The sequence below is a fragment of the Longimicrobium sp. genome (assembly GCF_036280135.1).
In the GTDB taxonomy this organism is placed as follows: Bacteria; Gemmatimonadota; Gemmatimonadetes; order Longimicrobiales; family Longimicrobiaceae; genus Longimicrobium.
On the sequence record NZ_DASURI010000474.1, the window covers coordinates 1 to 23,963 of the forward strand.

Below are 23,963 nucleotides of genomic sequence, written 5' to 3' on the forward strand. Positions count from 1 at the left end.
GGCGCCGCGCGATCCCGACCGCGCACGATCCCTGGCGCCTACCGAAGGATCTCGCTCTCCCGTGCCTGGCGCCTGCCACACGCCGTGAACGACGCGGACCGGCATCCGTCGCGGCGCGGGGGGCGTGCGGGGCAGGCGAGATCCTTCGGGGCCACGTGCATCCTGCGCGGACGAGTCCGTGAGGGGCCACTCAGGAAGACAAGTCCCCAGGCAACGCGGCGGGCGGGGGCGGCTTCCAATCGTCGGTTGCACGGACTTTCACCGACGAGGGATGATGAGACGACGAATCAAGGTGCTCGCGGCGGCGCTGCTTCTCGCGGGCGGCGCCTGCGCGCACGAGCCGCCGATCGCGCTTTCGCCCAACCTGATGCGCGACATCGCGGTGCCGGCGCTCGGCGAGACGGCGGCGGCAGTCGCGACGGCCAACGGCGAGCCGGATGCGCGCGAGCCGACGGCGGACGGACGCGAGCTGTGGGTGTACGCGCGGCTCGTTCCCGGCGCGCCGCCCTTTCGCTCGCGCACGGCGAGCATCTGGTTTCGCGACGGCGTCGTCACCGACGTGCGGACGACGGAGGGCGGCACCGGCCCCGTGCCCACGTTCCCGCTCCCGGAGGCGGCGTCGCGGTAGAAAAAACTCCCTCCCCCCACGCAGTTTGTGGGGGAGGGTCGGGGAGGGGGGCGCCCCGCCTGCCGCGGGATGCCCCTCCTACTTCGCCGGGTACAGGTGCAGCAGGATGTCGAACACGTCGCCCAGGTGCGCGTGGCGGCGCTCGTACTCCTGGATCAGCCGATAGCCGTGGCCGTACTCGTCGTCGCGGCGCTCCTCCGCGTCCACCCACTCCGGCGCCAGGCCGCGGCGGCGCAGGCACGTGAGCGCCGCCCACTGCGCGTGGCCCTCCGTGAGCAGCAGGCCGTGCTCCTGCTGCATCCGCTCGTAGTCCAGGTAGGTGAACTGCCAGATGTGCGTAAGCTCGTGGACGATCACCGCCAGAGTGGTGTGGTACGGCTGGCCGTTCTCCACCAGCACGGCGAAGTCGTTGCCGTCCCGCCGCGCGATGCCCATCGAGCGGATGTCGAACTCCTTGGTCGGCATGAACGGCTTGCCGGCGGCCTCCATTACCTGCGCGGCGCTGGCGAACTCCACGTCCACGTCGCGGCGAATCTTCTCGCCCAGGTGCTGCACGAGGAACTGCCGGCCCTCCTTGAACACGCGCTTGAGCGCATCCACCGAGTCCACCGCCGTCCGCCGGCAGTCGGCGCAGCGCTCGCGGCCGTCGTCCAGGCGCTCGAAATCCGCGTCCGGCATCATCCGCCCGCAGAAGTCGCACTGGCGCGTGCCCTGGGCGCCCGCGTCCATCCCCCCGCGCTCTCCGCGGAAGAACGCCCGCCGCTCGTCCCGCCGCGGGTTGCGGCCCTGCAGCAGCGAGTGCAGCACGGCATGCGCGTTGGGCAGGTCCAGCCCCGCCAGCGGCGTCTCGCCGCCAAAGCGCAGGTAGCGGTCGCGCTCCAGCTTCGGGCGGCGCCAGCTCTCCTCCGTGCGCCCCTCGTCCTCCACCACCCAGGCCAAGTGGTCCTCCAGCAGCGCCAGCACGTCCGCCCGCCGGTCAAAGAGGGAGAGGACGAGGCCCAGTGGCGCGTGCGCGTCCTCCAGGAAGTAGAGGACGATGGGCGCGCCCCGCGTCTGCCCGTCTGGCACCGCTTCGGCCACAGGCGGATCGGGATCGGCCCCCAGCAGCGGCATCAGCGCGCGGAGCGGGGTGCCCGCCCAGCGATCCGCCGAGCCGGGCGCGCACGCCAGCAGGAAGGGATGCGTCTCGGGAAAGAGCGTGCGGAACGCCTCCTGGAAGAGCACGGCCAGCGTGTCCGCCAAGCGGTCGCGTCCCCTGGCGTTCAGCGGGCCCAGGGGGGTGAAGCGCAGGCGCAGCATCCGCCCGTCCGCGTAGCCGCGCTCCGGCACCTGGTCCGGGCCCAGCTCCGTGAAGTCGCCCGCGCCGTCCGCCAGCCGCACGTCCCCCGTGAACGCGTAGTACCCGCTCGTCCGCACGCGGTAGGCGCCGCGGCAGAGGGCCGCCTCGATCGCCCATCCGCCCGTGACGCGGCGCTCCTGGTGCGCGCGCTGCTCCGAGGCGCGTACGGCCGTGAGGTCCACGCGGCGCACGGGGCGGTAGACGGCGTACTCGCCCGCCGTGTCGTGGTCCACCCACACGATGCCGCTGTCGGCGTCCACCCACTCCACGCGGAAGGGCTTGCCCTGGAAGGCGTGCACCTGGCCGGGCAGGTACGACTGGTACAGCCGGTCCTGCTCGATCCACCCCAGCTCGTGCTCGCCCCGGTCCACGATGCGGAAGCGCCGCAGCCACGCCAGCGCCTCGTACTCGCGGATGCCGGGCGACAGGCGGTACGCCAGCTCGTCCACGAACGCGTCCTGCCCCTCGTCGTAGCGCGTCCGCTTGCGCACGTCCAGCAGGTTGAGCTCCACCGGGTCGATGCCGAGCACGTCGCGGAACAGCCGCGCCATGGCCTCTTCCACGTGCGCCGCGCCGGGAAGCACGGCCCGCAGCTCGCGCAGCACCTCGTGCTCCGTGAGCGCGCCCGTCGTTAGCCGCTCCAGCAGCGTGAGCGCGACGACCAGGCGGCTGTCCGCGATGCGGGGCGCCAGGGCCAGCAGCGGCGCCTGGGCGAAGTACTCCAGGTTGGCGGCCAGGTAGTCGCGCAGCAGGTACGGCGGCGCGACCACGTGCACGAACGCGCTCTCCGTCCCCAGCGGCAGCCAGGTGCGCAGGGCCGTCACCAGGTTGTGGTCGCGGTCGCGCGCCAGGACGAACGCGCGCTCGCGGCGCGGCAGCAGGTGGGGCAGGGCGGGGACGCGCACCGTCTCGTGCGCCGAGCCCGCCAGCGCGCTCGCGGGGACGGGGTTCATCAGCCCCGCGCGGTGGTTCTCCAGCTCCTCCACGTACTCCGCCCAGGGCAGCCCCTCCTGGTCCACCACGTACAGGGGCAGCACCTGGTCGCGCCACGCGGGGAGGGCCAGCACCATCTCCGCCCCCAGGTCCGCGCCCGCGGAACCGAGGAGGACGCGGTCCTGGAAGCGCCCGTCCCGCCCCGCCGGGAGCGACTCCAGGCTCCACACGACGGCGAACGCGCTCTCCGGTGCCGGGCGCGGGGGACGGTGCTCGCCGGGGTTGCCGGCCAAGTTGTCGCGCAGGGACGACTCCAGCGCCGCGCGATCGCCGCTGAGCACTACCTGCTGCAGCCCGGGCCGCCGGTGGCGAAGGACGCGCATCAGGGCGTCCGTGCGCAGGGGCGCCTCGAACACCGTCCGCGCGCCCTCCAGCAGCACGACGGCGTGCAGCCGCGTGAACCACGGCTCCTGCGTCACGCCGCGTCCCAGCAATTCCTCCGGCGCGGCGATCAGCACGTCCGGCACGGCGCTGCGCTGCTGGTACGCGTCGAAGCGGGCCAGGCTCCACGCCGTGCCGCCGCCCGACGCGCCGTGCAGCCCGTCGCGGATCCACGCCTCCACCTCGTCGCAGGCGGCGGGGTCCGCGCGGCGGCCGGAGGGGAGCAGGACCAGCACCGTGTGGCCGTCCACCAGCACCCGCTGCATGAAGGCGAAGAGCACGGGGCCCGTGCCGGCGTAGTCCGCCTCCGTCAGCAGCACGTCGCGGCCGCGCCACAGCTGGTCCAGCACGTGGTAGTGCGCGTCGCTCAGGGGATGCCCGGCGGCCACCAGGTCGTGCCACGCGCCCGTGACGGCCTGCTGCGTCTCGTCCCCCTCGTCCGGCAGGCGGGGGCGCGCGATGGCCGCGGCGGGCGTGGGCGCCAGCCGCACGGCGGACGACGCGGCCAGCACGTGGTCCGGCCACACGCGCTGGTACTCCTCCCACAGCGCGGTGTAGTCGCCCGTGCCCCGGCGCAGCACGCCGTGGCCCCGCACGCCGCCGGCCTCTTCCACCGGCAGCTGGCCCCCCAGGTACCACCCCGTCTCCAGCAGCAGGATGGTGGCGAGGGCCGGCAGGTGCGGCAGGGCGATGAAGGGGATGTCCGTCACCAGCGCCGAGATCACCGTCAGCACCAGGAAGCCCACGCCGGCCGTCCACCCCGCCGCGCGAAAGAGCATGCCGGGGTAGATCCACTCCGCCTTGAGCACCACGCCCTGCTCGGGATGCTCGTCGTACGCGGGAAAGACGCCAAAGCCGCGCATCCACCGCTCCAGCAGCGCCAGCACCGTGTTGACGACGCGCTTGAGGACGAGCCAGGCGGAGAGGATGAACAGGTTCACGGCCAGCGAGATGGCCGCGCCGGCGCGGATGCGGATGCCGGACCGGGCCAGCAGCCGGTCCGCCTCGCCCGTCCACCGCGCCCACTCGCGCCCCAGCGGGCCGCCCACGCGCAGCAGCGCGTAGACGAGCACGGCCGTGACGAGAAAGGCCAGGACGGGCGCCCACGCCTGCCGGTGGCGAACGGCGCGCGGGCGGTTGGCGTTGGCCAGCGCCCACAGGATGAACCCGAGGCCGGCGAGGGTGCCGAGGAGGGACCAGATCATGGGCGGCGGATCAAGCCGGGGCGTCCGCCGGGGGGCCGCCCGCGGGCGTGCCCCGCACGGGACGGTAGAGGATGTCGTCGCCCAGCAGCACGTACTGCAGCCCGCGCAGCCGGGCCGACGCGCGGCGGATGACCAGCGCCCCCGAGCGCACCCGCACCTCGTACGGCCGGTCGCGGGGGATGCCGGCGCACAGGGCCGGCGCGTAGACGGCGTTCAGGTGCGGCGGCTGGTCCACCTGCAACGCCGCCGGCGGGGGCGGCGCCTCGTCCGCGTCCATCGAAGCGGATCCGGCGGAGGCGGACGGATTCACGGAGCTCGACCCGTCCGCTGGCGCGCCCAGGGCGGCGGCCTGCGCCACGCGCACGGCGCGCTCGCGGTGCTGCGCCAGCTCGCGCTGGTGGTGCTTGAGCAGCCGGCTGCGCTCTCCGTACGCGCGGGCGGCCTCCTGCGCCACGGCGTCGTTGCGCCGCGCGACCTCCACGGCGCACAGCGCGGACAGGTGGCGCTTGCGGCGGTCCACCTGCAGGTGCGTCTCCTTGCTGATCTCGCGGCCGCGCTCCTGCGCCAGGTGCGTCTCGTCGTGCAGGCGCTCGCCCAGCCTCCGCAGCACCCACCACGCGGCGCCCGCGCCGCCCACCAGGACGAGCACGGCCGTGTCCACGCGCCCCGCCGTCCCGCGCCCCATGGCCAGCAGCAGGGGCAGCGTCAGCAGGACGAAAAAGGCGGCCGTGAACACCCAGAACGCCTGCGGCCGCGGGCGCGCCTCGATGGCCGCGTGCACCCGCGGCGTAAGCCGCAGCATCTCCGTCTCCCAGTCCGGCGTTTCGCGCCGCGGCTGCGTCTCCTTCGCCAGGGCGCGCCGCGTGGCGAACAACCGCTCGCGCAGCTCCGCCGCCGTGTCGACGATGGACGGCACCATGCGCGTCGTCGTCTCGAAGTCGCGGCCGCGCCAGTCGCGCATGCAGCCGTGCACCACCTCCTCGCCCGCGCGGGCATGGGCCTCCAGCCGGCGCCCCGTGTCCTGCCACCACAGGCGCCACCCCGCCACGTCGTCGGACTCGCGGAGGGCGCCGTAGGTCTTCTGGCCGATCTCCAGCGTCTCCAGCACCCGCGAGCAGCCGCAGTCCGCGTCCTTGATGAGCGCCAGCTCCACGGGCTCGGGGTGCGCCAGGGCCTGCTCCACCCCCCGCCGCGCGTGGTCCAGGCACCGCGCGTAGTCCGCCATCCACGCGCGCACCTCGCCCGCGTCCAGGGCCACGGAATCCACCGTGTACAGCCGCTCGCGCCGCACCTCCGTTCCCTCCTCCAGCTCCACCAGCGCCGCCACGAGGTAGACGAGCTGCACCAGGTGCTGCTGAAAGACGGGTTCTGGCGCGCGGCGCAGGGGAAAACGGAGGACGAGCACGTCCCGCAGCGCCGGCGCGCCCTCCGCGTGGAAGGCGCGCGCGTCCCGCTCCCACGCCGCGCGGGCCGCCGGCTCCTCGGGGATGCCCGTGTCGGCCTCGCGCTGCAGGGCGTCCAGCGCCACGACGATGGTCCGCGCCGGCTGGATGCCCCGCGCCGCCAGCGTGCCCACCAGCTCCGCCCGCAGCCGGCCGATGGGCTCCGTCAATCCGCCGTTCGCCAGGTCGACGAGAAAGATGAGCTGCACGCGGGGCTGCCAGTCGCGCAGCAGTGATGCGCGGATGGCTTCCGCCAGTTCGCGCGGCTCGCGGCGGCCCGCCTCCAGCATCACCTCCAGCGTGCCGTCCGCGCGGTACGGGTACAGCAGGGGGCCGGCGGGCCGCAGCCGGGCCAGCCCCCCGTGCAGGTCGACGAGGAACGTCTTCATCCGCCTACTGGCCGCGCAGCTGTCCCAGCTTGGCCTGGACGATGGACGACCAGTGCTGGAAGTGATAGCCGTCACGGTCCGCGCTGGCGTACGTGGGCGCCTCGGCCGCCAGCCGCTCGATGAACGCCGCCGCCCCCTCGCGCGCCGTCCGGCCCTGCTGCGGGCCGTGAAAGCGGATGAAGTACGCCTCGATCTCGTTCAGCAGCAGCCCCAGCGTTTCCTCCTGCTCGCGCTCCAGCTCCGGGTTGGCCGCCGCGCCCTCGCCGTAGCGGCAGACCAGGTCGAAGACGTTGGTCGCCCCGCCCAGCGCCGGCGGCTTGAGGCATCCCGTGACGAAGCGGTGCGGGCCGATGTCCTGCGGGCTGCGCGCGCGGTCCTGCTCCTGCTCCGCCTCGGCCCGCTCCACCGTGTGCTGCACGATGGCGGGATTGTGATGCAGGGCGTCGTGCAGGGCGTACAGCCGGCCCGGCGTGGGCGCCCCCCGCGTGACGACGGGGCTGAGCTTGCCCTCGCGCGAGAACTCCCACACGGGCTGCATGTCGCGCTCGACCACGCGCAGAAAGCCGTGGATGAGCCCCAGCAGCCACGCCCGGTCGATGCGTTCCTCGTCCTCCTGTACCTTGCGCGGGTTCAGGTCCGGCATGAAGGCCGGCAGGTGCCAGCGCTTGTCCAGGTGCGGCGTGACGGTGTTGCCCACGGTGTTGAGCCGCTGGATGCGGTCGTCGTACGCGCGAAAGTACGCGCCCGACGGCAGCGACACGGCCGGGTCTCCGGACGAGAACTTCGGGAAGTCCTCCACCTTGAGCCCGTAGTGTGCCCGGTAGCGCACCACCTGGTACGGGCTGAACGCCGGGTCGTCCAGCAGCTGCGAGCCGAACAGCTCGTTCCGTTCCCCGCCGCCCAGCTCCTGCGTGGCGTCCGGGTGCATCCCCCAGAAGTGGATCTCGGCGGAATTCGACACCTCGGGGACCCACGGGCGCGCCAGGTTGGTCATCTGCCCGATGCGGCTGGCCACGTGCGGCGCCGCGTCGTCCATCCCCGCCAGCTCCGCCTCCTTGCGCAGCGCGCGGACCACGTTGAGCTGCAGGGCGTCCTGCTTGGTCACCTCGTTGCGGCACCACGCCAGCACGTCGTCGCGGAACAGCTGCTCCGTGCGCTCCGGCCGCAGCTCGGCCACGCGCCCGCCCCGCGAGCGCTCGCAGTAGCGGCGGTAGTGGCCCAGGTAGATCTGCCGGGCGATCTCCACCGGCATGGCGCGGCTCACGAGGCCCATGCGGATGCCGTCCCACAGCTGCTCCTTCTGCGCCCTGCCCGCCAGGACGAACTGGCTGGTGGGATCGCCCGCGCGCTCGTGCTCCACGCCCCGCTGGTTCAGCTCGTCCAGCAGGTGGTTGCGGGTCTCGCGCAGGTTGCGGAAGTAGCGCTCCCACTCGTCCAGCATCTCGCGGATGCCCTTCTGCAGCGCCGCGAAGACCAGCTCCTTCAGCCGGTCCAGCTTGTAGCGGCTGAGCGAGCGAAGCTGGCGCTGCGACTTGTCCAGGTACTCGTCGCGCAGCTCGCGGAACTCGTTGCGGATGACGGCCTTGTAGAACGGCTGCTCCAGGGCGCGGCGCACGCGGTCTTCCGCCGTCTCCACCTGGCCCTCCGTCTCGGGGAGGTCGAACGTCTGCTCGTAGCGGCGGATGCTCGTCAGCAGCTGCTCGTTCTCTGCCGTCAGCGCGCGGACCCGCTCGTCCAGGGCGATGGACAGCTGGTAGAGCACGTAGCGCGCGGCCACGGGGTGCAGGGGCTCGGGCTTGCCCAGCATCCACGTGTTGATGCGGTAGTCCTGCCCCTGCATGCCGTTGGGCGTATCGCAGTCCTGCAGCAGCACCTGGTTGAGCAGGAACACCTTGTACTCGTTCACGGCCCGCGTGACGTGCTGCTGGTACGTGAGCAGCGCCTCTTCCACGCGGATGACCTCGTGGCGCACGCGGTCCTTGTCGCCCAGGCGCCCCTCGTCGATGCGGCAGTCCGCCTCGGCCTGTGCCAGCGTCTGGTCCTCGCGCAGCACGCGCTCGATCTCCGCCTCCACGGCGGCAAGGAACAGCCCCGCCTTGGGGTCCGTGGGCCGCCCCTTCTCGTCCAGGATGCGCGTGCTGCGGAAGATTTCCTGGAAGAACGGGTCGGGCCGGTCGCCCGAGGCCAGGTTGTCCAGCAGCCAGGTGTAGCGCGCGGCCAGCCTGGGCTCTTCCCGCGCCACGCCGCCCTGCAGGTCGCGCTCGTACTGGCGGTACTCCGCCTCGAACTGCCCGTCCAGCTTGAGCCACTGGTCGCTCAGGGCGTCCGTGGCCCAGCGCAGGGCCGCGTACTCCACCACGTCCGTGTACGGGTACAGCAGCCGCGCCACGCCGGCGCCGCAGTACCGGCTGCGCCCCTGGTTGCCGATCAATCCCAGGATCTGGTTGTCTTCCTGGCTGAAGTTGCCCGCCGCGATGGGCGTGAACAGCTGCAGGTAGACCGTCTGCGCCACCTGGTCCGCGTAGTGGCCAAAGTGGCCCAGGTTCTCGCCGCGCGTGTTCTCGAAGTCGTACAAAAAGACGAAGTCGTACGGCAGCTGGCGCGGGGTGATGGCCAGGCTCTGCCGCCCGTAGGCGTCCGTCTGTCCTGGGCGGTACTCCATTTCGATGGTGACCTGGGAGTGCACGCCGGCCGCGTTGAGCGTGATGGCGTTGAGCTCCTTGAGGCTGGCGTAGCCGTTGGCGCGCACGTTGTCCCACTCGTTCTCGTCCAGCACGCGCGACTTGATGAGCGTGTCGGGGAGCACGAACGCGCCGCGGACGAGCACGTTGCTGCGTCCGAAGCTCACCTCGAACAGCTCGCGCAGGTACATGGCCGTCTGCAGGAAGATGCCCGCGCCCGTGCCGCCCGCCAGCGAGCTGATGATCATCACCCGCACGCTGTTGATCTGCTCCTCGCCCCGCGCGCGGAAGATGGTGGCGATCTGCCGCTCCAGCCCGTGCAGGTGCCCCGTCTCCATGGCCGCGCGGTAGCCCAGGCGGCTCACGGCGCGAATCTGCCCGGCGCCTTCCGTGAGCAGCTTGCGCTGCAGCTCGGGCTGCTCCCAGGGAAACCACTCCTTCACGAGCGGGTCGGCGCGGTGCAGGTACTGGCCCACCGTCCAGCGCTCGCTCGTCTGCGTGACCATGCCCTGCAGGTTCCGCAGCTTGCCGATGTCGTTGACGTTGGTGTCGAACGCGTGCGCGGCCACGTGCTGGCGGCGCTCGGGCGGGATCCACCCGTACACCGTGTCCACCACGCGGGAGCCGATGCCGCCCAGGCCGATCAGCAGGGTCGGTACTTCTGCCATTTGGGAGCGTCTCCTTGAGAGGGGTGCGGGGACCCCGTTATGCATCACCGCGCGCGTCATCCTGGGCGTGCGGAAAACTCTCACCGGGTAAACGGCAACTGCATCTCACACGGCACTGCGTGAACGGCACTTCGTGAACGGTTGGTCCGGGCACGGGCCACCCCTGTACCGGTGGAACGAGAAGGAGCTGGGCACGGGTCAACCGCTTTTCACCGTTCACGCAGTGCCGCTCACGAAGTGCCGTGTGAGCCCGTCTTTTTCCGTCCCGTGCACGAAGCGTAGGATCGCTCAGTGCACCTGGTACGTGTAGACGTCGCGCCGGCCGCCGTCGCGCCGAATCTCCAGCGCGTCGCCCTGGGCCAGGCGCACGGGGCGGCGGCCTGGATCCTCGATGCGCTCGCCGGCCACGTACATCTGCTCCGTCTGCGCCGCGGGCGGGATGACGATGTGGCCGCGGCGCGTGCCGGCCTCGAACGTCACCTCCACCACTGTCGTGCGCTCCGCCGGCGTGGGCAGCAGCATCCGCACGAGCCAGCTCTTTCCAGGCAGCGCCTCCGTCTGCGGCCGGCCGCGCGCCAGCGGCGTGATGCGCTCGTACACGATCTCGCTCCCCCGGCTGAACCGCCGCTTGCGCAGCAGCAGGAAGATGTACGTCGCCAGCAGGACGATGGCGAGCACGAGCATCACCAGCCATCCACACTTGGCCCAGAAGCCCACGTCCTCCACCCGCAGCTGGAGGGTGCGGCGGATGGCCGCCTCGCGCGGGTTGGGCGACTTGGCCTCCAGCTCGACCCGGATGTCGCCCGTCGGCGTGCAGCAGGCCAGGCCCCAGCGCGTGTGCGGACGCAGGCGCCAGCCCTCCGCCGTGCGCGTGATGTCGATGGGAAGCTTGCCGCCGTCGATGCGCCGCAGCGTCCAGCGGTCCAGCTCCGCCGCGGGCACCGCCGCGCCGTCCACCGTGGGGACGACGTCGATGGGCGGCGCCTCGTCCAGCTCCGTCACCTTGGCGGACCACGGCGCCGTCCCGCGCCAGCCCAGGGCGCGCGGGCGGCACTCCTGGCCGCGCAGGGTCAGGATCGGCGAACGGTAGTGGAAGTAGCCGGGATACTCGGCCGAGACGGAGAGCGTGCCGTCGCCCAGCGCGGCGGGGGCGGACGCCTGGAAGACGCCGCCCCGGGCAGAGTTCATGGGCAGCGTGCGGCCCGAGTAGGCCGCCTCCATGCGGAAGGGCCCGCCCGCGCGCACGCGGCCCAGCAGCGTGTCGCCGCGCGGCGAAAGCAGCGTCCCGCGGACGAGGAACGGCTCGCCGGCGCAGACCGTGGGCACGGGGCCGGGCAGGGGACGGCCGGCGGCGTCCGCCAGCCAGACGGCCAGCCGCGCGTCCACCTCCGGCAGCACCTGCACGGTGGACGCGTCCACGGGGCGGTCGAACGTGAGGGTCACCGTCCCGGCCGGGATGGCGCCGGTCCCCCCCAGGTGGTGGATGCGCCCGTAGACGGGGCTCCCCGAACGCGCCGGCATCCCCAGCTCCAGCGCCGCCGGAAGGGCCAGGTCGCTGCGCTCCACGCGCGCGCCGCGCAGCACGGCCAGCGCTCCGGGATCGCGCCCGTGCTGCAGGACGGTCACGCGGCGCAGGGGGAACTCCGTCGTGAGGGTGACGGTGGCGCCGTCGTAGCGGATGGGCGGCGGCGTGTCGCTGCGCGAGGTGATGTCGGCCGCGATGCGCCGCATCTGCTCCACGATCTGCGAGCGGTCGGGCGCCTCGTAGCGCCGCGCCTGGCCGTCGGAGACCCACAGGTCCGCCGCGGTGGACTGCACGCCGGCGAGGAGAAAGATGGCCGTCCGCGTGCCCGTGCGCTGCACGAACTGGCGGATGTCCTGCTGCACGCCCTGCACCGTGGCCGAGTCCGCGTGGCTGAACTCGCCGTCCGTGACGATGATCAGCCACTTTTCCGAGGCCGGCCCGCCGGACTGCGCCTCGCGGTCGGCGGCCTGCTCCAGCACGCGCATGGCCGTCTCCACGGCCGCGTACGGCGTTTCCTGCCCGCGATGTGGCGCCGTGCGGATGGCGGTGATCTGCCCCGCCTGGTCGCGCAGGTCGACGGGTTTCGGCTGCGTGGGCGCGCTCATGCGCACCACCGTGAGCGCGTCGCGGGGCGACAGCAGGCCGGTAAGGGTCTGCAGGGCGTAGTTGGCGTCGCGCCAGCGGGCGTTGGGCGCCTGCGGGTTGCCCATGCTGCCCGAGTCGTCGTAGACGATCACCACCGTGCGCGTCTGCGCGTCCGCCACGCGGACCCACGTCAGCAGCAGGGCGAGGACGGCCCAGACCACTCGGCGAAGCTGCATGGGCGCGGAAAGGCTCGGAATTGGAGGGTGGATGCGGGACTGCGGCGGGCGAGCACTGCGGCCCTAACGTTAGCCCCCGCGCGCGCCAAGGGAAAGGCGCGCCCGCCGCGGAAGAAACGGATGGAGACAGGGGCGGGTTTCAGGCGCGGAGGACGGAAAACCACCGTTCGTGCACCCCGGCTGGCGGTCTGCCGCGCCCGCGGTGGCCCGACGGGGAGGGGGGAGAATCGCGTGCACGCACGGTCTCCGCGTCGCGCACCGCGCCCTGTTCGAAGTATATACCCTCTCCCGCGCAGTTTGCGGGAGAGGGTGCGAGCGACAGCGAGCGGGTGAGGGCCCCCGTTTGCCGCCGCCCCGCCCGCGTGTATCTTCCCGCTCAAATCGCCCTGAGCACGCGAGCCGATCCAGACGATGCGCGACGACACCAGGTCCCTGCCCGATCCCGCCGTCCGCCCGACTCCGCCGTCCCTGGTGGCGGTCCCGGGAGGGGCGCGCTGATGCGCATCGTCCTCCAGCGCGTCTCCCGCGCGAAGGTGACGGTGGACGGACGTGTCACGGGCGAGATCGGCCGCGGGCTGCTGCTGCTCACGGGCTTCACGGACGGCGACACGGACGAGGCGCTGGCCTGGATGGCCGACAAGGTCGTGGGCCTGCGCATCTTTCCCGACGACGAGGGCAAGATGAACCGCTCCGTCGAGGACGTCGACGGCGGGCTGCTCGTCGTGTCGCAGTTCACGCTGTACGGCGACACGCGCAAGGGACGGCGCCCCAGCTTCATCGAGGCCGCGCGGCCGGAGGTGGCCATCCCGCTGTACGAGCGCTTTCTGCAGATGCTGCGCGCCACCGGCCGCCCCGTGCAGACGGGCGAGTTTGGCGCGATGATGGACGTGGAGCTGCTGAACGAGGGCCCCGTCACCCTGATCCTGGAACGCTGATTCTTCCGATGTCGATTTCCGATCCGCAGATGCCGCCGCGCCTGGTGCTGGCCTCGCAGTCCCCCCGCCGCGCCGAGCTCATCGGCCGGCTGGGCCTGGAGTTCGAGACCGTGCCCGCCGACATCGACGAAAGCTACCTGCACGGCGAGACGCCGCCGCAGCACGCCGAGCGCCTTGCGCGTGAAAAGTCGCTCAAGATCGCCGCGGATCGGCGGGAGGCGCTGGTGATCGGCAGCGACACCATCGTGGTGATCGACGGCGAGGTGCTGGGCAAGCCCCGCGACCGCGCGCATGCCATCGAGATGCTCACGCGCCTTTCCGGCCGCGAACACGAGGTGTGCACGGGCGTGGCCGTGGCGCACAAGGGGCGCGTGGAGAGCGCGCTGGAGCGCGTGCGGGTGCGCTTTCGCACGCTGGACGCGCGCGCGGCCGAGCAGTACGTGGACACGGGCGAGCCCATGGACAAGGCGGGCGCGTACGGCATCCAGGGCTTTGGCAGCGCGTTGGTGGAGGGCATCGACGGGGACTACTTCTCCGTGATGGGTCTGCCCGTCGTGCGCATGCTGGAGCTCATCGAGCGCTTCGGCTGGCGCTACGGCTTCGGCACGCTGGAGCGGGCGGGGTAGGGGAGGACGGCGAAGAGGCAAGCAGGCCGGCCCCCAGCCCCGGCGACTGAAGTCGCGGCTCCGAAAACGTGATGTCGGCCTTCGCCGACAGGTCGGGGCAGGGCGGGTCCCGTGCGTGATTCGCGTGGTGTCCACAGGTGGATTCGAGCATGGGAGGGTGCGATGCGCGAACCGTTTGTCCGTCTGTTCGTACACCTCGTGTGGGCCACGTGGGATCGCCTGCCGTTGATCACGCGGGAGATGCGGCCGCGCCTGTACCAGTGCATCCAGGGCGAAGCGCATCGGCTCGGCGCACAGGCGATCGCCATCGGCGGAATCGAGGATCACGTTCACGTGCTTCTGAAGTATCCGCCGTCCGTATCCATCTCGGATCTGCTCAAGCAGATGAAGGGCGTCTCGTCGCGCCTGGTGAATGACCAGATCGCGCCGGGCGCCTTTTTCAAGTGGCAGGGAGCGTACGGTGCGTTCTCCGTGGCCGAGCGCGACGTGCCGATGGTGCGCCGCTACGTGCATCGGCAGGAGGAGCATCACCGGACGGGTCGCCTCAACGCCACCCTGGAGCGTACGATGACGGAAGATCCATCCCCGGCAGTTGCCTCGCCACAGGGTTGATCCCTACCTCCGGCTGCCTGAACCCCAGCCTCGCTCACGGCACTCGCCCGCGCTCGACCCGTCGGCGAAGGCCGACATCACGTTTTCGGTGCCGCGATTTCAATCGCCGGGGCTGGGGGGCAGCCGTGATCCCTTCCATCTTGCCCCGTGCCCCGAATCTGCCTTCCATCCCACCCCCATAGCCACGCGCCCCGCCTCGCCGTAGGATGTCCGCGTCCGCACGATCGGCCGATCCACGTCCCACCTGCCGCGAATCCATGATCCTCGCCATCGACGAAGGCACCACCGGCGTCACCTGCCTGGTCATCGACCGGGACGGCGCGGTGCGGGGGCGCGCGTACAGCGAATTCACGCAGCACTTTCCCCGTCCCGGCTGGGTGGAGCACGACGCGGAGGAGATCTGGGACGTGACCCGCCGCGTGGCCCGCGTGGCCGCCGCGCACGCGGGCACGGGCCTGGACGGGCTCACGGGAATCGGCATCACCAACCAGCGCGAGACCATCGTCGTCTGGAACCGGCGCACGGGCCGCCCCATCCACCGCGCCCTCGTGTGGCAGGACGGCCGCACAGCCGACGCCTGCCGCGCTCTCAAGGACGCCGGCCACGAGCCGGACGTCCGCCGGCGCACGGGGCTCGTCATCGACCCGTACTTCAGCGCCACCAAGCTGGCGTGGCTGCTGGACCACGTACCCGGCGCGCGCCGCCGCGCCGAGGCCGGCGAGCTGGCCGCGGGCACCATCGACACGTGGCTCGTCTGGCGCCTTACGGGCGGCCGGCTGCACCTGACGGACCCCACGAACGCGTCGCGCACGCTGCTGTACGACCTGCGCGCGGGCACCTGGGACCCGGCCATGCTGGACCTGTTCGGCGTCCCCGCGGCCGTGCTGCCGGAGGTGCGCGCCTCGTCGGAGGTCTACGGGACGACGGCCGGCGCCGCGTTCGAGGCCGAGGTGCCCGTGGCCGGCATCGCGGGCGACCAGCAGGCGGCGCTCTACGGCCACGGTTGCTGGGCGCCGGGGGAAGGGAAGAACACGTACGGAACGGGCGCCTTTTTGCTCGTCCACACGGGTGACCAGCCCGTGGAGTCGCGCCACGGCCTGCTGACGACGGCCGCGTGCGGTCCCCGCGGCGAGCGGGCGTTCGCGCTGGAGGGGAGCATCTTCATCGCCGGGGCGGCCGTGCAGTGGCTGCGCGACGCCCTGCGCCTGGTGGAGAACGCGGCCGAGACGGAGTTCCTGGCGCGCTCGCTGGAAAGCAACGACGGCGTGTACCTGGTCCCCGCCTTCACGGGGCTGGGCGCGCCGCACTGGGTGCCCGAGGCGCGGGGGACGATCGTGGGCCTTACGCGGGGGACGGGGCGCGCCCACCTGGCCCGCGCGGCGCTGGAGGCCATGGCGTACGGCACGCACGACGTGGCGCAGGCCATGGAGGGCGATGCCGGGGTGCGCCTTCCCGAGCTGCGCGTGGACGGCGGCGCCACGGCCAACGACTGGATGATGCAGTTCCAGGCAGACGTGCTGGGCGTGCCCGTCCGCCGGCCCTCCATGGTGGAGATGACAGCGCGCGGCGCGGCCGGCCTCGCGGGGCTCGCGACGGGCTTCTGGGCGTCGCCGGAGGAGTTCCACGCCGCGCGACCGGACGAGACCGTCTTCCAACCCGCCGCGGACGACGCCGCGCGCGCGTCCCTGCTCGCCGGCTGGCGCCGTGCCGTCGCCGGCGCGCGCGCCTGGGCCGCGTACGCGGAGTAGCCGCCGTGGCCTCCAATTCAGAGGCGGCGAAGTGGATCGGCGACGTCCTCGCCGACGAGCGACCGCTCCGTCAGCTGGACGACGGGCTGTTCTCCGTGCTGCCGGAGGGTACGGCCGGCCACGCGTACGACGGCCGCGCGCGAGCGTACGACCGGATGATCGGCAGCCGGCTGTACAACCGGATCGCGTGGGGATCGTCGCCGGCGGACTACCGGCGGTTCGCGCGGCGGGCGGTGGAGTCCGCGTCCGGCGGGTGGTTCCTGGACGCCGGATGTGGTACGCTGCTGCTGACGGCGGACGCGTACCTCGCCGCGCCCACGCGCCCCATCGTGGTGCTGGACCAGTCGCTGGGAATGCTGCGCCGCGCCCGCGAGCGCCTGCTGGGCGGCGGAAAGCGGCTGCCGCCGCAGGTCGTCCTTCTCCAGGCGGACCTGCTGGACCTGCCCTTTCGCCCCGGCGCATTTCGCACGGTGATGAGCATGGGCATGCTCCACCTGTTCGCGGACGCGGGTCCGCTGGCGGCCAGCCTGGAGTCGCTGCTGCTGCCGGACGGCGCGCTCTTCCTCACGTCGCTCGTGGAGAACGGCCGGCTGGGCGATCGCTACCTGCGCTTTCTGCACCGCCAGGGCGAAACGGCAGAGCCCCGCGCGGCGGCCGCCCTCGAGGCGGTGCTGCGCGGGGCTCTGCGTCGCCCGCTCTCGTACTCCGTGAACGGCAACATGGCCTACGCCGTGGCGGAGTAGCCCTGGATCACAGCGGGTTGGCCGTGAGCCACTCCTCCATGAGAAAGCGGAACTCCGCGAACTCGAGCTCGGCCACACCTACATGCATCTGGCGGCTCGCGGCGGGAAGATCGGCATCGAACTCAGCGAGCCGTTTGTGGATCGCGGAAGGGCCGGGGATACGCCCTTCTCCGTCCAGGGCCGTCGAGAGCATTGCCCGCACCGCGGCGATGAGCTTTGCGGGATCGCCCTCGTGCGCACGGATGTCCTGTCCGGCGATATCGGAGCAGAACTTCTGATAGCGGTATCGCTCCGCGTCCAGTACCAGCGACTGCTTTCGTGCCTGCTCGTCGTCCCCGAACTCCTGCGCACCCAGGAACAAGCCCAGCTCCAGCGGCATGTTGAAGCGCGGCAGCTGGTGTGCCCCGTCCAATTCCACCCGGGAGATGTCGTGGATGCCGTAGCGGCACTCGCGGATGATCCGCTTGATCTTGCGGATGCGCTCCTCCCCGCTGTCCTCACCCTCCAGAGCGCACCGAGCCCAAAGTCCGCACTGGTGAATCGTGAACACGAGCGCCCGGAACAGGGGCTGATACTCGTCGTCGAACGGGCAGTTCACAAAGACGCTCCGCGCGTAGCCCCTCCTGCGAGGGCGCCAGCGTCGGCTGCTCGTCACGGCTCCCGGTCCACGCCCCCCGACCTCGCTCGCTGTCGCGCGAGGGCTTTTCGTGCTTCCCGCAGCTCCCTCAGCTCCTGGAAGATCTTTCGCGCCTCCTGGCGGTTGATCCGGCCAACCTGTTCTTCCGAGCTCGTTACGATGGCACGCCACGGCAGTTTCTTCTTGGCAGGCATGGGAAGGTCTCCGTTTCCAAGTGCACGTTGCTGACGAACGCTAACGTACACTTTCATCCCTGTAAAGCCCTCCCCAAAACCTCGTCCGGCACCGGACCCAAGCAGATCGCTCCTATGCGGCCCGATGTGAACCGAATCCAGTCATTGCAACGGTTTACGTCCTGACGCTCACGCCGCCGTCGACGCGAGACCGCGGGGAGACGTACCCCGTATCCGGTGCCGTCCACTTCTTTCCAAGGCGAACGAAAGGGCGGGCCTCCCCACCAGGGAGCCCGCCCTCGTCCGTTCCGTACTTTCGTACCCCGTACCTTCGTACCCCGCGAAGCGGACCCTACGCTTCTCCCTCGAGATACGTGTACCCCGCCAGCCCGGCGATGTAGTCCGCGATGAAGGCGTTGGCCTCCGCGCGGGTGATGCGGCTGCCGGCGTTGGCGATCTTGCGCCGAAAGGTGCTGATGAGGTCCTGCGTGTTGAACTGCACGTAGTTCAGCACCTCGGTGATCGTGTCGCCGTGCACCAGGTCGCCGATCTCGTATCCCGTCTCCGTGAGCCGGATGTGCACGGCGTTGGTGTCGCCGAACAGGTTGTGCAGGTCGCCCAGGATCTCCTGGTACGCACCCGTCAGAAAGATGCCCAGCACGTACGGCTCACCGTGCCGGAACGGGTGCAGCTCCAGGCTGGGCTTGGCCTTCTTCCACCCCACGAAGTGGTCGATCTTGCCGTCGCTGTCGCACGTGACGTCCTGCAGCGTGCCGCGGCGCGTGGGCTCCTCGTCCAGCCGGTGGATGGGCATGATGGGGAACAGCTGGTCGATGGCCCAGCTGTCCGGCAGCGACTGAAAGAGCGAAAAGTTGCAGAAGTACCGGTCGATGAGGATGGCCTCCAGCTCCGGCAGGATGTCCTCGTACTCCTCCGGGTCCCGCGCGGCCAGCTGCGCCACGCGGTTCATGATGGCCAGCCAGTACCGCTCGCCGTTGGCCCGCTCGCGCAGGGACAGCGTGCCGGAGTTGAAGTGCACCACCATCTGCTCCTTGAGGAACGTGGCGTCGTGGTACACCTCGTGTACGCGCCGGGCGTCCAGCTCGCGGTACACGCCCGCCAGCTCGTGGATGAGCGCGTGGTCGTCCTCGGCCACCGGCTCCGGCTTCTCGGGGCTCTGCGTCTCCAGGTCGATGACGTTGATCAGCAGCAGCGCGTGGTGCGCCGTGAGCGCCCGGCCGCTCTCGCTGATCACGTGCGGCATGGGCACCTCGTTCTCGCGGCACGCCTCGGCCAGCGAGTAGATGATGTCGTTGGCGTACTCCTGCATGGAGTAGTTCACGCTGGCCGCGCTGGTGCTGCGCGACCCGTCGTAGTCCACGCCCAGCCCGCCGCCCACGTCCACGTACTCCACGTTCACGCCCAGCTGGCGCAGTTCCACGTAGTACCGCGCCACCTCCGTCATCGCCAGCTTGATGTTACGGATGTCGGGGATCTGCGAGCCCAGGTGAAAGTGGATGAGCTTGAGCGCGCCCAGCTTGCCGGCGTTCTCCAGCATGTCGATCACCTTGACCAGCTGGGCGCTGTTGAGCCCGAACTTGCTCTTTTCGCCCGCCGTCTCGCTCCACCGGCCCGCGCCCGTGGCGCTGAGCTTGATGCGCACGCCGGCGTTGGGCTCCACGCCCATCTCCGCCGCCACGCGCAGCAGCACCTCCACCTCGCTGATCTTCTCGATGACGATGAGCACCTTGTGGCCCAGCTTCTGGCCCATCAGGGCCAGCCGCATGAACTCCTCGTCCTTGTAGCCGTTGCACACGATCAGGTGGTCCGTGCGCTCGTGCAGGGCCAGCACGGCCTGCAGCTCCGGCTTGGAGCCCACCTCCAGCCCCACCCCGTGGCGCTCGCCGTACTCGACGATCTCCTCCACCACGTGGCGCTGCTGGTTGACCTTGATGGGGTACACCGTGGTGTAGCCCCCCTCGTAGCCGTATTCCTTGATGGCCGTGGCGAACCGGTCGCCCAGCGTCTCGATCCGCGTGCGCAGGATGTCGCTGAAGCGCAGCAGCAGGGGCAGCCCCACGCCCTGCGCCTCCAGGTCCATCGCCATCTCGAACAGGTCCAGCGCGGGGCCGGACGCCTTGGCGGGGCTCACGGTGACGTGGCCCCGGTCGTTGATGTCGAAGTAGCCGATTCCCCAGCCCTCCACGTTGTACAGCTCGCGGGAATCGTCGATGGTCCACTTCTTAGGCAGCTCAGCCTCCTCCGGCCAAACGTGGTGGGTCCCTGGATGTTGAGGGCAACGAATCTGGACCCTTTGCCCCCCGCGCGAAAGGGCCGGGGCCCCCGCCTTGTTCCCGGAGCCCTCCATCGGCTAGTTTCGGGCCCGATCGCGCGACCTCGTTCCCTGAGTCTTTCCAAGCGCATGTACCGGGCACCCGACTTTTCGCAGCCCCGCTTCTCCGGCGCCCCCGCGGCCCGCTTTGCTCCCGCCCCGGCGGACGGCGTGCTTCCCGAGGGCTTCTTCTCCACGACCAACCTGCCCACCTACGTCAAGCTGCAGACCGGCGCCTGGAAGCTGCCCCGCGACCCGCGGATGGACAGCGCCCTGGTGCTGGACCCCGACGGCGTCCCGCGCGTCCTGGAAGGCCGCTACGTGCGCGCCGGGCAGCCCGTGGCCATGGGCTTTGCCGAGGACGGCAGCGAGGGGATCTTCGTCCACGCCAGCGGGCTGATGGGCGCGGAGGGCGACGTGGGCCCCGAGGGCGAATTCAAGTTCATGTCGTCCGAGGTGAGCCGCGAAAAGCCGACGGACTACGGCGAGATGGCGCGCATCCTCGTGGACGAGCGCGAGCGGGGCGGGCACTTCATCTGGGTGGTGGGGCCCGCCGTGCTGCACTCCCGCGGCCGCGACACGCTGGCGTGGTTCATCCGCGAGGGGTTCGTGGGCGCCCTCTTTGGCGGCAACGCCGTGGCCGTGCACGACATCGAGAGCGCCACCCTGGGCACCACGCTGGGGATGAACAACCGCGGCATCCCCGTGGAGGGCGGCCACGCGTTCCACATGCGGGCCATCAACCGCGTCCGCGCCGCCGGGTCCATCCGGGCCGCGGTGGAGCAGGGGATCCTCCGCGAGGGGGTGATGCACGCGGCCGTGACGAGCGACGTGCCGTTCGTCCTGGCCGGCTCCATCCGCGACGACGGGCCCCTGCCGGACACCATCACTGACGCCATCGTCTGCCAGGAGACGATGAAGGCGCACACGCGGCGCTGCACGGGCGTCATCATGATCGCGACGGCGCTGCACTCCATCGCCACGGGCAACATGCTGCCGTCGTACGTGTGGAGCGAGGCCACGGGCGACATCCGGCCCCTGACGACCATCTGCGTGGATTCGTCGGAGTTCGTCGTGAGCAAGCTCAAGGATCGGGGCACGCACCAGGCGTTCGGCGTCATCACCAACGCGCAGGACTTTTTGCACGTCCTCCGCTTCTACGTGGAGCAGGAAGTGATGGAGCGCGCCCGGGCGCCCCAGCCCGCCGGCGCGGCCTGAGCCAGCCCGGGCCTTTGAACCCCCCGGAGCAGCAGCCCCAGCCCGGGCGGGTGAACCCCGTCCTCGCGGCGGCCCTAGGCGCCATCGCCGAGCGGCTGCCGCCGGAGCGCGTGGACGCCGTGTGGCTCTTTCCGCCCCGCCTGCTGGGCGCGCGGGAGAGCGGGCTGGCCGTGCTGTCCTCGTTCGCGGGGGGCGACGAGGCGCGGCGCACGCGGACCATCCACACGCTGCACTACGTGAGCGATCCGCAGCCCAAGGGCCCGCCCATCCGCACGGACGAGCTGGCGGAGGTGGGCACGGTGCCCGTGGACCGCATCGACCGCATCATCGAGGGCGTGCTGCACCGGCTGGACGTGCCCGAGACGCCGGACGTGCGCGAGACGGGCGGCGACGGGCACGCCTGGACCCTGCTGCTGACCGAGCTGGCGGGCGTGGCGCTTGACCCCGGCAATCAAGAATTATTATCGTTAGGGAACAGCCGGCCCCCGGCCTGATCCCGCGGCTCCCAGGACCTTGAATGGCCACCATCGAACAGTCCGTCACGTCGTCGCCGTACCTGCACCTGTTCCGGCGCTACCTGCGCCAGCAGGGGCTGCCGGTGACGCAGCAGCGCGAGGTGGTGGCCGACGTGGTGTTCACCTCCGAGGACCACCTGTCCGTGGAGGAGATCGAGGCCGAGCTCAAGAAGCGGGGCGAGCGCATCGGCAAGGCCACCATCTACCGGACGATGGAGATCCTCGTCCGCAGCGGCCTGGTGCAGGACCACGACTTTGGCGACGGGTTCAAGCGGTACGAGCACCTGTTCGGCCAGCAGCGCGGCCACCAGCACCTGGTCTGCACGCACTGCCGCAAGGTGGTGGAGTTCCGCCGGTCCGAGGTGCAGCGAATCCAGGACGAGGTGGCGCGGGCGCACGGCTTTCTCCCCGCGCGGCACCGGCTGGAGGTGTACGGCCTGTGCCCCGACTGCCGCGCCGCCGGCATCGAGCTCACGAGCGACGGTGTGGCCTGCCCGGCGCTGACGTTCTGAGCTGCGCGTACGGAGGTACGGAGGTACGGAGGTACGGAGGTACGGAGGTACGGAGGTACGGAAAAGCCGCCCCGCGAGACTGGATCTCGCGGGGCGGTTCTGCGTTCTGCAGGCGGATGCGGATCAGCAGCTGCCGGTGCTCAGCACGGTCACGCCCAGGTCGGCGCTGCCGGTGGCGCCCAGCGCGTCCATCACGTCCACGTGGATGGCCTTGTTGCCGATGCTGGACCACCTGTAGGTCGCCGTCGGATCGTTCCAGCCGTCGATGAGCCCCGAGCCGATCCAGTCGTACGTGTACGGGGGCGTTCCGCCGCTCACGACCGCCGTGTACTGGCAGTTGACGTTCCGCGCCGGCGTCGACGGCCCGCTGATCGACACCGACAGCGTGGACTTGACCGCGCCGGCGGGCGGCGTGGGAGCCGCGGCCGCCGGCTCGCGCGACGTGAACGCCGCGGCGAAACCCACCACCGCCAGCGTAGCCCCAATCTTCAGCATGGACATAACTGCCTCCCGTGCTCCGGGGTGAAAACGGAACTGGCGGGAATCGCCAGCCCCGCAAATTATCGGCTAACTTGTCGACAAATTTTGGTGTGCTCCTGCTCGTCTCCCCAGGCGCATGGGGTGTGGCTTCCTGTCGCGCTTCGGCTCATCCGGTGCTCTGCCGAATAATTAGCACCTGCTGGATTCTTAGCAAGTGTGTTGATTCGTCACGGTGCGGAGGGCGGATGCGGCAGGAGGAGAGCGGGGTGGATCAGACCGTGCGGCTTGACGGGGCGGGGGCGCGCCGTTCTTTTCGGGCGCTCGGAACGGCATCCACGCAGAACGGACGGATAAATCGATGAGCGAGCAGATTCCCGCGGCGCTGCGGGACCTTCCCTGGGAGCTTCCCCGCAATTTCCTGGGGCTGGAGGGCGACGCGGCCACCTGGCAGAACGCCGGCGTGGTGGTCCTCCCCATCCCCTACGAGAGCACCGTCAGCTACCAGGGCGGCACCAAGCTGGGGCCCGACGCCATCATCCAGGCGTCGCGCTTCATCGAGCTGTACGACCAGGAGCTGGACGACGAGCCGGGGCCGCGCGTGGGCGTGCACACGCTGCCGGCGCTGCACCTTACGTCCGCCGGGCCCGAGGCGGCCGTCAAGGAGCTGCGCGAGTGCATGGCCACCCTCCTGGAAGCGGCCGGTGACAAGCTGGTGATCGGCCTGGGCGGCGAGCACAGCATCACCAGCGCGCCCGTGCTGGCCCACGCCGACCGTCTGCCGGAAGGGCGGCGGCTCACCATCCTGCAGTTCGACGCGCACGGCGACCTGCGGCTGGAGTACGAGGGCAGCGCCTACTCGCACGCGGCCGTGATGGCGCAGTGCATCGACCGGGCGAACCTGGTGCAGGTGGGCATCCGCGCCATCACGTCGGAGGAGCGCGCGCTCATCCGCGAGCGCGAGGGCAGCATCACCACGATCTTCGCGGACGAGATGTGGGAGGACAACACGTGGATCGACCGCGCGTACGACGCGCTGGGCGACGACGTGTTCATCACCTTCGACGTGGACTACTTCGACCCGGCGCTCATGCCCGCCACGGGCACGCCGGAGCCGGGCGGCCCGGACTGGTACCCCACCATGAAGCTGCTGCGCCGCGTGTTCGAGACCAAGAACGTCGTGGGCGTGGACGTGGTGGAGCTGGCGCCCATCGGGGGCAACGCGGCGCCGGACTTCGTCGTGGCCAAGCTGGTCTACAAGATGATCGCCTACCACTCGCTCAAGCAGCGCACCAGCTGAATCGCGGGCGAAGGCACACGGCAGGACGGCGAACGGCCGGCGGAGACGATCCCGCCGGCCGTT

18 protein-coding genes are annotated in these 23,963 nt (G+C 71.2%); 10 read left to right on the top strand and 8 right to left on the bottom strand.

The genetic code is table 11. The annotated features are described in order from the left end of the window. Nucleotides 1-271: 271 nt before the first annotated feature. A complete protein-coding gene (locus tag VFZ20_RS15310) occupies nt 272-628 on the top strand; it encodes a hypothetical protein (protein ID WP_329684777.1) in 357 nt (118 codons plus the stop codon). 78 nt (nt 629-706) lie between these two features. Here VFZ20_RS15310 and VFZ20_RS15315 read toward each other — a convergent pair whose 3' ends face one another. The 4 genes from VFZ20_RS15315 to VFZ20_RS15330 form a co-directional block, all read right to left on the bottom strand. Then, nucleotides 707-4,546, bottom strand: a complete 3,840-nt coding sequence (locus VFZ20_RS15315; protein ID WP_329684778.1) for a hypothetical protein — start codon at nt 4,544-4,546, stop codon at nt 707-709. 10 nt (nt 4,547-4,556) lie between these two features. Further along, complete coding sequence (locus VFZ20_RS15320) at nt 4,557-6,377, bottom strand: hypothetical protein (protein ID WP_329684779.1); 1,821 nt, start codon at nt 6,375-6,377, stop codon at nt 4,557-4,559. A gap of 4 nt (nt 6,378-6,381) precedes the next feature. Beyond that, nucleotides 6,382-9,726: a tubulin-like doman-containing protein gene (locus VFZ20_RS15325; protein ID WP_329684780.1), complete on the bottom strand. Its 3,345-nt coding sequence runs from the start codon at nt 9,724-9,726 to the stop codon at nt 6,382-6,384. A 288-nt stretch (nt 9,727-10,014) separates the two neighbouring features. After that, the gene (locus VFZ20_RS15330) at nt 10,015-12,072 is read right to left on the bottom strand and encodes a vWA domain-containing protein (RefSeq protein WP_329684781.1); all 2,058 of its coding nucleotides are present in this window, start codon (nt 12,070-12,072) and stop codon (nt 10,015-10,017) included. A 497-nt stretch (nt 12,073-12,569) separates the two neighbouring features. Between VFZ20_RS15330 and dtd the strand changes: the two genes are divergently transcribed. The 5 genes from dtd to VFZ20_RS15355 all read left to right on the top strand — a co-directional run bounded on the left by dtd (nt 12,570) and on the right by VFZ20_RS15355 (nt 16,736). Then, nucleotides 12,570-13,007 carry a D-aminoacyl-tRNA deacylase gene (gene dtd, locus VFZ20_RS15335; protein ID WP_329684782.1) on the top strand — a complete coding sequence of 146 codons (438 nt, stop codon included), beginning with the start codon at nt 12,570-12,572 and terminating at the stop codon, nt 13,005-13,007. An 8-nt stretch (nt 13,008-13,015) separates the two neighbouring features. Next, a complete protein-coding gene (locus VFZ20_RS15340; RefSeq protein WP_329684783.1) occupies nt 13,016-13,633 on the top strand; it encodes a Maf family protein in 618 nt (205 codons plus the stop codon). A 162-nt stretch (nt 13,634-13,795) separates the two neighbouring features. Continuing rightward, entirely contained in the window at nt 13,796-14,245 is a 450-nt protein-coding gene (gene tnpA, locus VFZ20_RS15345; RefSeq protein ID WP_329684784.1) for an IS200/IS605 family transposase, read from the top strand. A 257-nt stretch (nt 14,246-14,502) separates the two neighbouring features. Continuing rightward, nucleotides 14,503-15,993, top strand: a complete 1,491-nt coding sequence (gene glpK, locus VFZ20_RS15350) for a glycerol kinase GlpK (protein ID WP_329684785.1) — start codon at nt 14,503-14,505, stop codon at nt 15,991-15,993. 5 nt (nt 15,994-15,998) lie between these two features. Next, complete coding sequence (locus tag VFZ20_RS15355) at nt 15,999-16,736, top strand: class I SAM-dependent methyltransferase (protein ID WP_329684786.1); 738 nt, start codon at nt 15,999-16,001, stop codon at nt 16,734-16,736. Between the two features lie 7 nt (nt 16,737-16,743). On the opposite strand, the gene VFZ20_RS15360 is transcribed toward VFZ20_RS15355, so the two are convergent. The 3 genes from VFZ20_RS15360 to speA form a co-directional block, all read right to left on the bottom strand. Beyond that, nucleotides 16,744-17,334, bottom strand: a complete 591-nt coding sequence (locus VFZ20_RS15360) for a hypothetical protein (protein ID WP_329684787.1) — start codon at nt 17,332-17,334, stop codon at nt 16,744-16,746. Nucleotides 17,335-17,387: 53 nt separating this feature from the next. Next, nucleotides 17,388-17,567, bottom strand: coding sequence for a hypothetical protein (locus tag VFZ20_RS15365; protein WP_329684788.1), 180 nt, complete (start codon nt 17,565-17,567; stop codon nt 17,388-17,390). A 331-nt stretch (nt 17,568-17,898) separates the two neighbouring features. After that, complete coding sequence (speA, locus tag VFZ20_RS15370; RefSeq protein WP_349264096.1) at nt 17,899-19,851, bottom strand: biosynthetic arginine decarboxylase; 1,953 nt, start codon at nt 19,849-19,851, stop codon at nt 17,899-17,901. A gap of 117 nt (nt 19,852-19,968) precedes the next feature. On the opposite strand from speA, the gene VFZ20_RS15375 reads away from it, so the two are divergent. Genes VFZ20_RS15375 through VFZ20_RS15385 form a run of 3 tightly spaced genes read left to right on the top strand, consistent with a single transcriptional unit; the run spans nt 19,969 to nt 22,123 of the window. Next, complete coding sequence (locus tag VFZ20_RS15375; RefSeq protein ID WP_329684790.1) at nt 19,969-21,096, top strand: hypothetical protein; 1,128 nt, start codon at nt 19,969-19,971, stop codon at nt 21,094-21,096. Nucleotides 21,097-21,110: 14 nt separating this feature from the next. Further along, a complete protein-coding gene (locus VFZ20_RS15380) occupies nt 21,111-21,590 on the top strand; it encodes a hypothetical protein (protein ID WP_329684791.1) in 480 nt (159 codons plus the stop codon). 23 nt (nt 21,591-21,613) lie between these two features. Further along, nucleotides 21,614-22,123, top strand: coding sequence for a Fur family transcriptional regulator (locus VFZ20_RS15385; RefSeq protein ID WP_329684792.1), 510 nt, complete (start codon nt 21,614-21,616; stop codon nt 22,121-22,123). Nucleotides 22,124-22,246: 123 nt separating this feature from the next. Here the strand turns inward: VFZ20_RS15385 and VFZ20_RS15390 are convergent, their stop codons facing one another. After that, entirely contained in the window at nt 22,247-22,624 is a 378-nt protein-coding gene (locus tag VFZ20_RS15390; RefSeq protein ID WP_329684793.1) for a hypothetical protein, read from the bottom strand. A gap of 337 nt (nt 22,625-22,961) precedes the next feature. On the opposite strand from VFZ20_RS15390, the gene speB reads away from it, so the two are divergent. Next, nucleotides 22,962-23,900 carry an agmatinase gene (speB, locus tag VFZ20_RS15395; RefSeq protein WP_329684794.1) on the top strand — a complete coding sequence of 313 codons (939 nt, stop codon included), beginning with the start codon at nt 22,962-22,964 and terminating at the stop codon, nt 23,898-23,900. Nucleotides 23,901-23,963 lie beyond the last annotated feature (63 nt).

What these genes read in the sequence shown, in the direction of transcription:
- VFZ20_RS15365 (WP_329684788.1), bottom strand. Translation starts at nt 17,567, where the DNA reads ATGCCTGCCAAGAAGAAACTGCCGTGGCGTGCCATCGTAACGAGCTCG.
- VFZ20_RS15315 (WP_329684778.1), bottom strand. Translation starts at nt 4,546, where the DNA reads ATGATCTGGTCCCTCCTCGGCACCCTCGCCGGCCTCGGGTTCATCCTG.
- VFZ20_RS15390 (WP_329684793.1), bottom strand. Translation starts at nt 22,624, where the DNA reads ATGTCCATGCTGAAGATTGGGGCTACGCTGGCGGTGGTGGGTTTCGCC.
- VFZ20_RS15330 (WP_329684781.1), bottom strand. Translation starts at nt 12,072, where the DNA reads ATGCAGCTTCGCCGAGTGGTCTGGGCCGTCCTCGCCCTGCTGCTGACG.
- dtd (WP_329684782.1), top strand. Translation starts at nt 12,570, where the DNA reads ATGCGCATCGTCCTCCAGCGCGTCTCCCGCGCGAAGGTGACGGTGGAC.
- VFZ20_RS15375 (WP_329684790.1), top strand. Translation starts at nt 19,969, where the DNA reads ATGTACCGGGCACCCGACTTTTCGCAGCCCCGCTTCTCCGGCGCCCCC.
- VFZ20_RS15325 (WP_329684780.1), bottom strand. Translation starts at nt 9,726, where the DNA reads ATGGCAGAAGTACCGACCCTGCTGATCGGCCTGGGCGGCATCGGCTCC.
- speB (WP_329684794.1), top strand. Translation starts at nt 22,962, where the DNA reads ATGAGCGAGCAGATTCCCGCGGCGCTGCGGGACCTTCCCTGGGAGCTT.
- VFZ20_RS15310 (WP_329684777.1), top strand. Translation starts at nt 272, where the DNA reads ATGATGAGACGACGAATCAAGGTGCTCGCGGCGGCGCTGCTTCTCGCG.
- VFZ20_RS15385 (WP_329684792.1), top strand. Translation starts at nt 21,614, where the DNA reads ATGGCCACCATCGAACAGTCCGTCACGTCGTCGCCGTACCTGCACCTG.
- glpK (WP_329684785.1), top strand. Translation starts at nt 14,503, where the DNA reads ATGATCCTCGCCATCGACGAAGGCACCACCGGCGTCACCTGCCTGGTC.
- tnpA (WP_329684784.1), top strand. Translation starts at nt 13,796, where the DNA reads ATGCGCGAACCGTTTGTCCGTCTGTTCGTACACCTCGTGTGGGCCACG.
- VFZ20_RS15320 (WP_329684779.1), bottom strand. Translation starts at nt 6,377, where the DNA reads ATGAAGACGTTCCTCGTCGACCTGCACGGGGGGCTGGCCCGGCTGCGG.
- VFZ20_RS15340 (WP_329684783.1), top strand. Translation starts at nt 13,016, where the DNA reads ATGTCGATTTCCGATCCGCAGATGCCGCCGCGCCTGGTGCTGGCCTCG.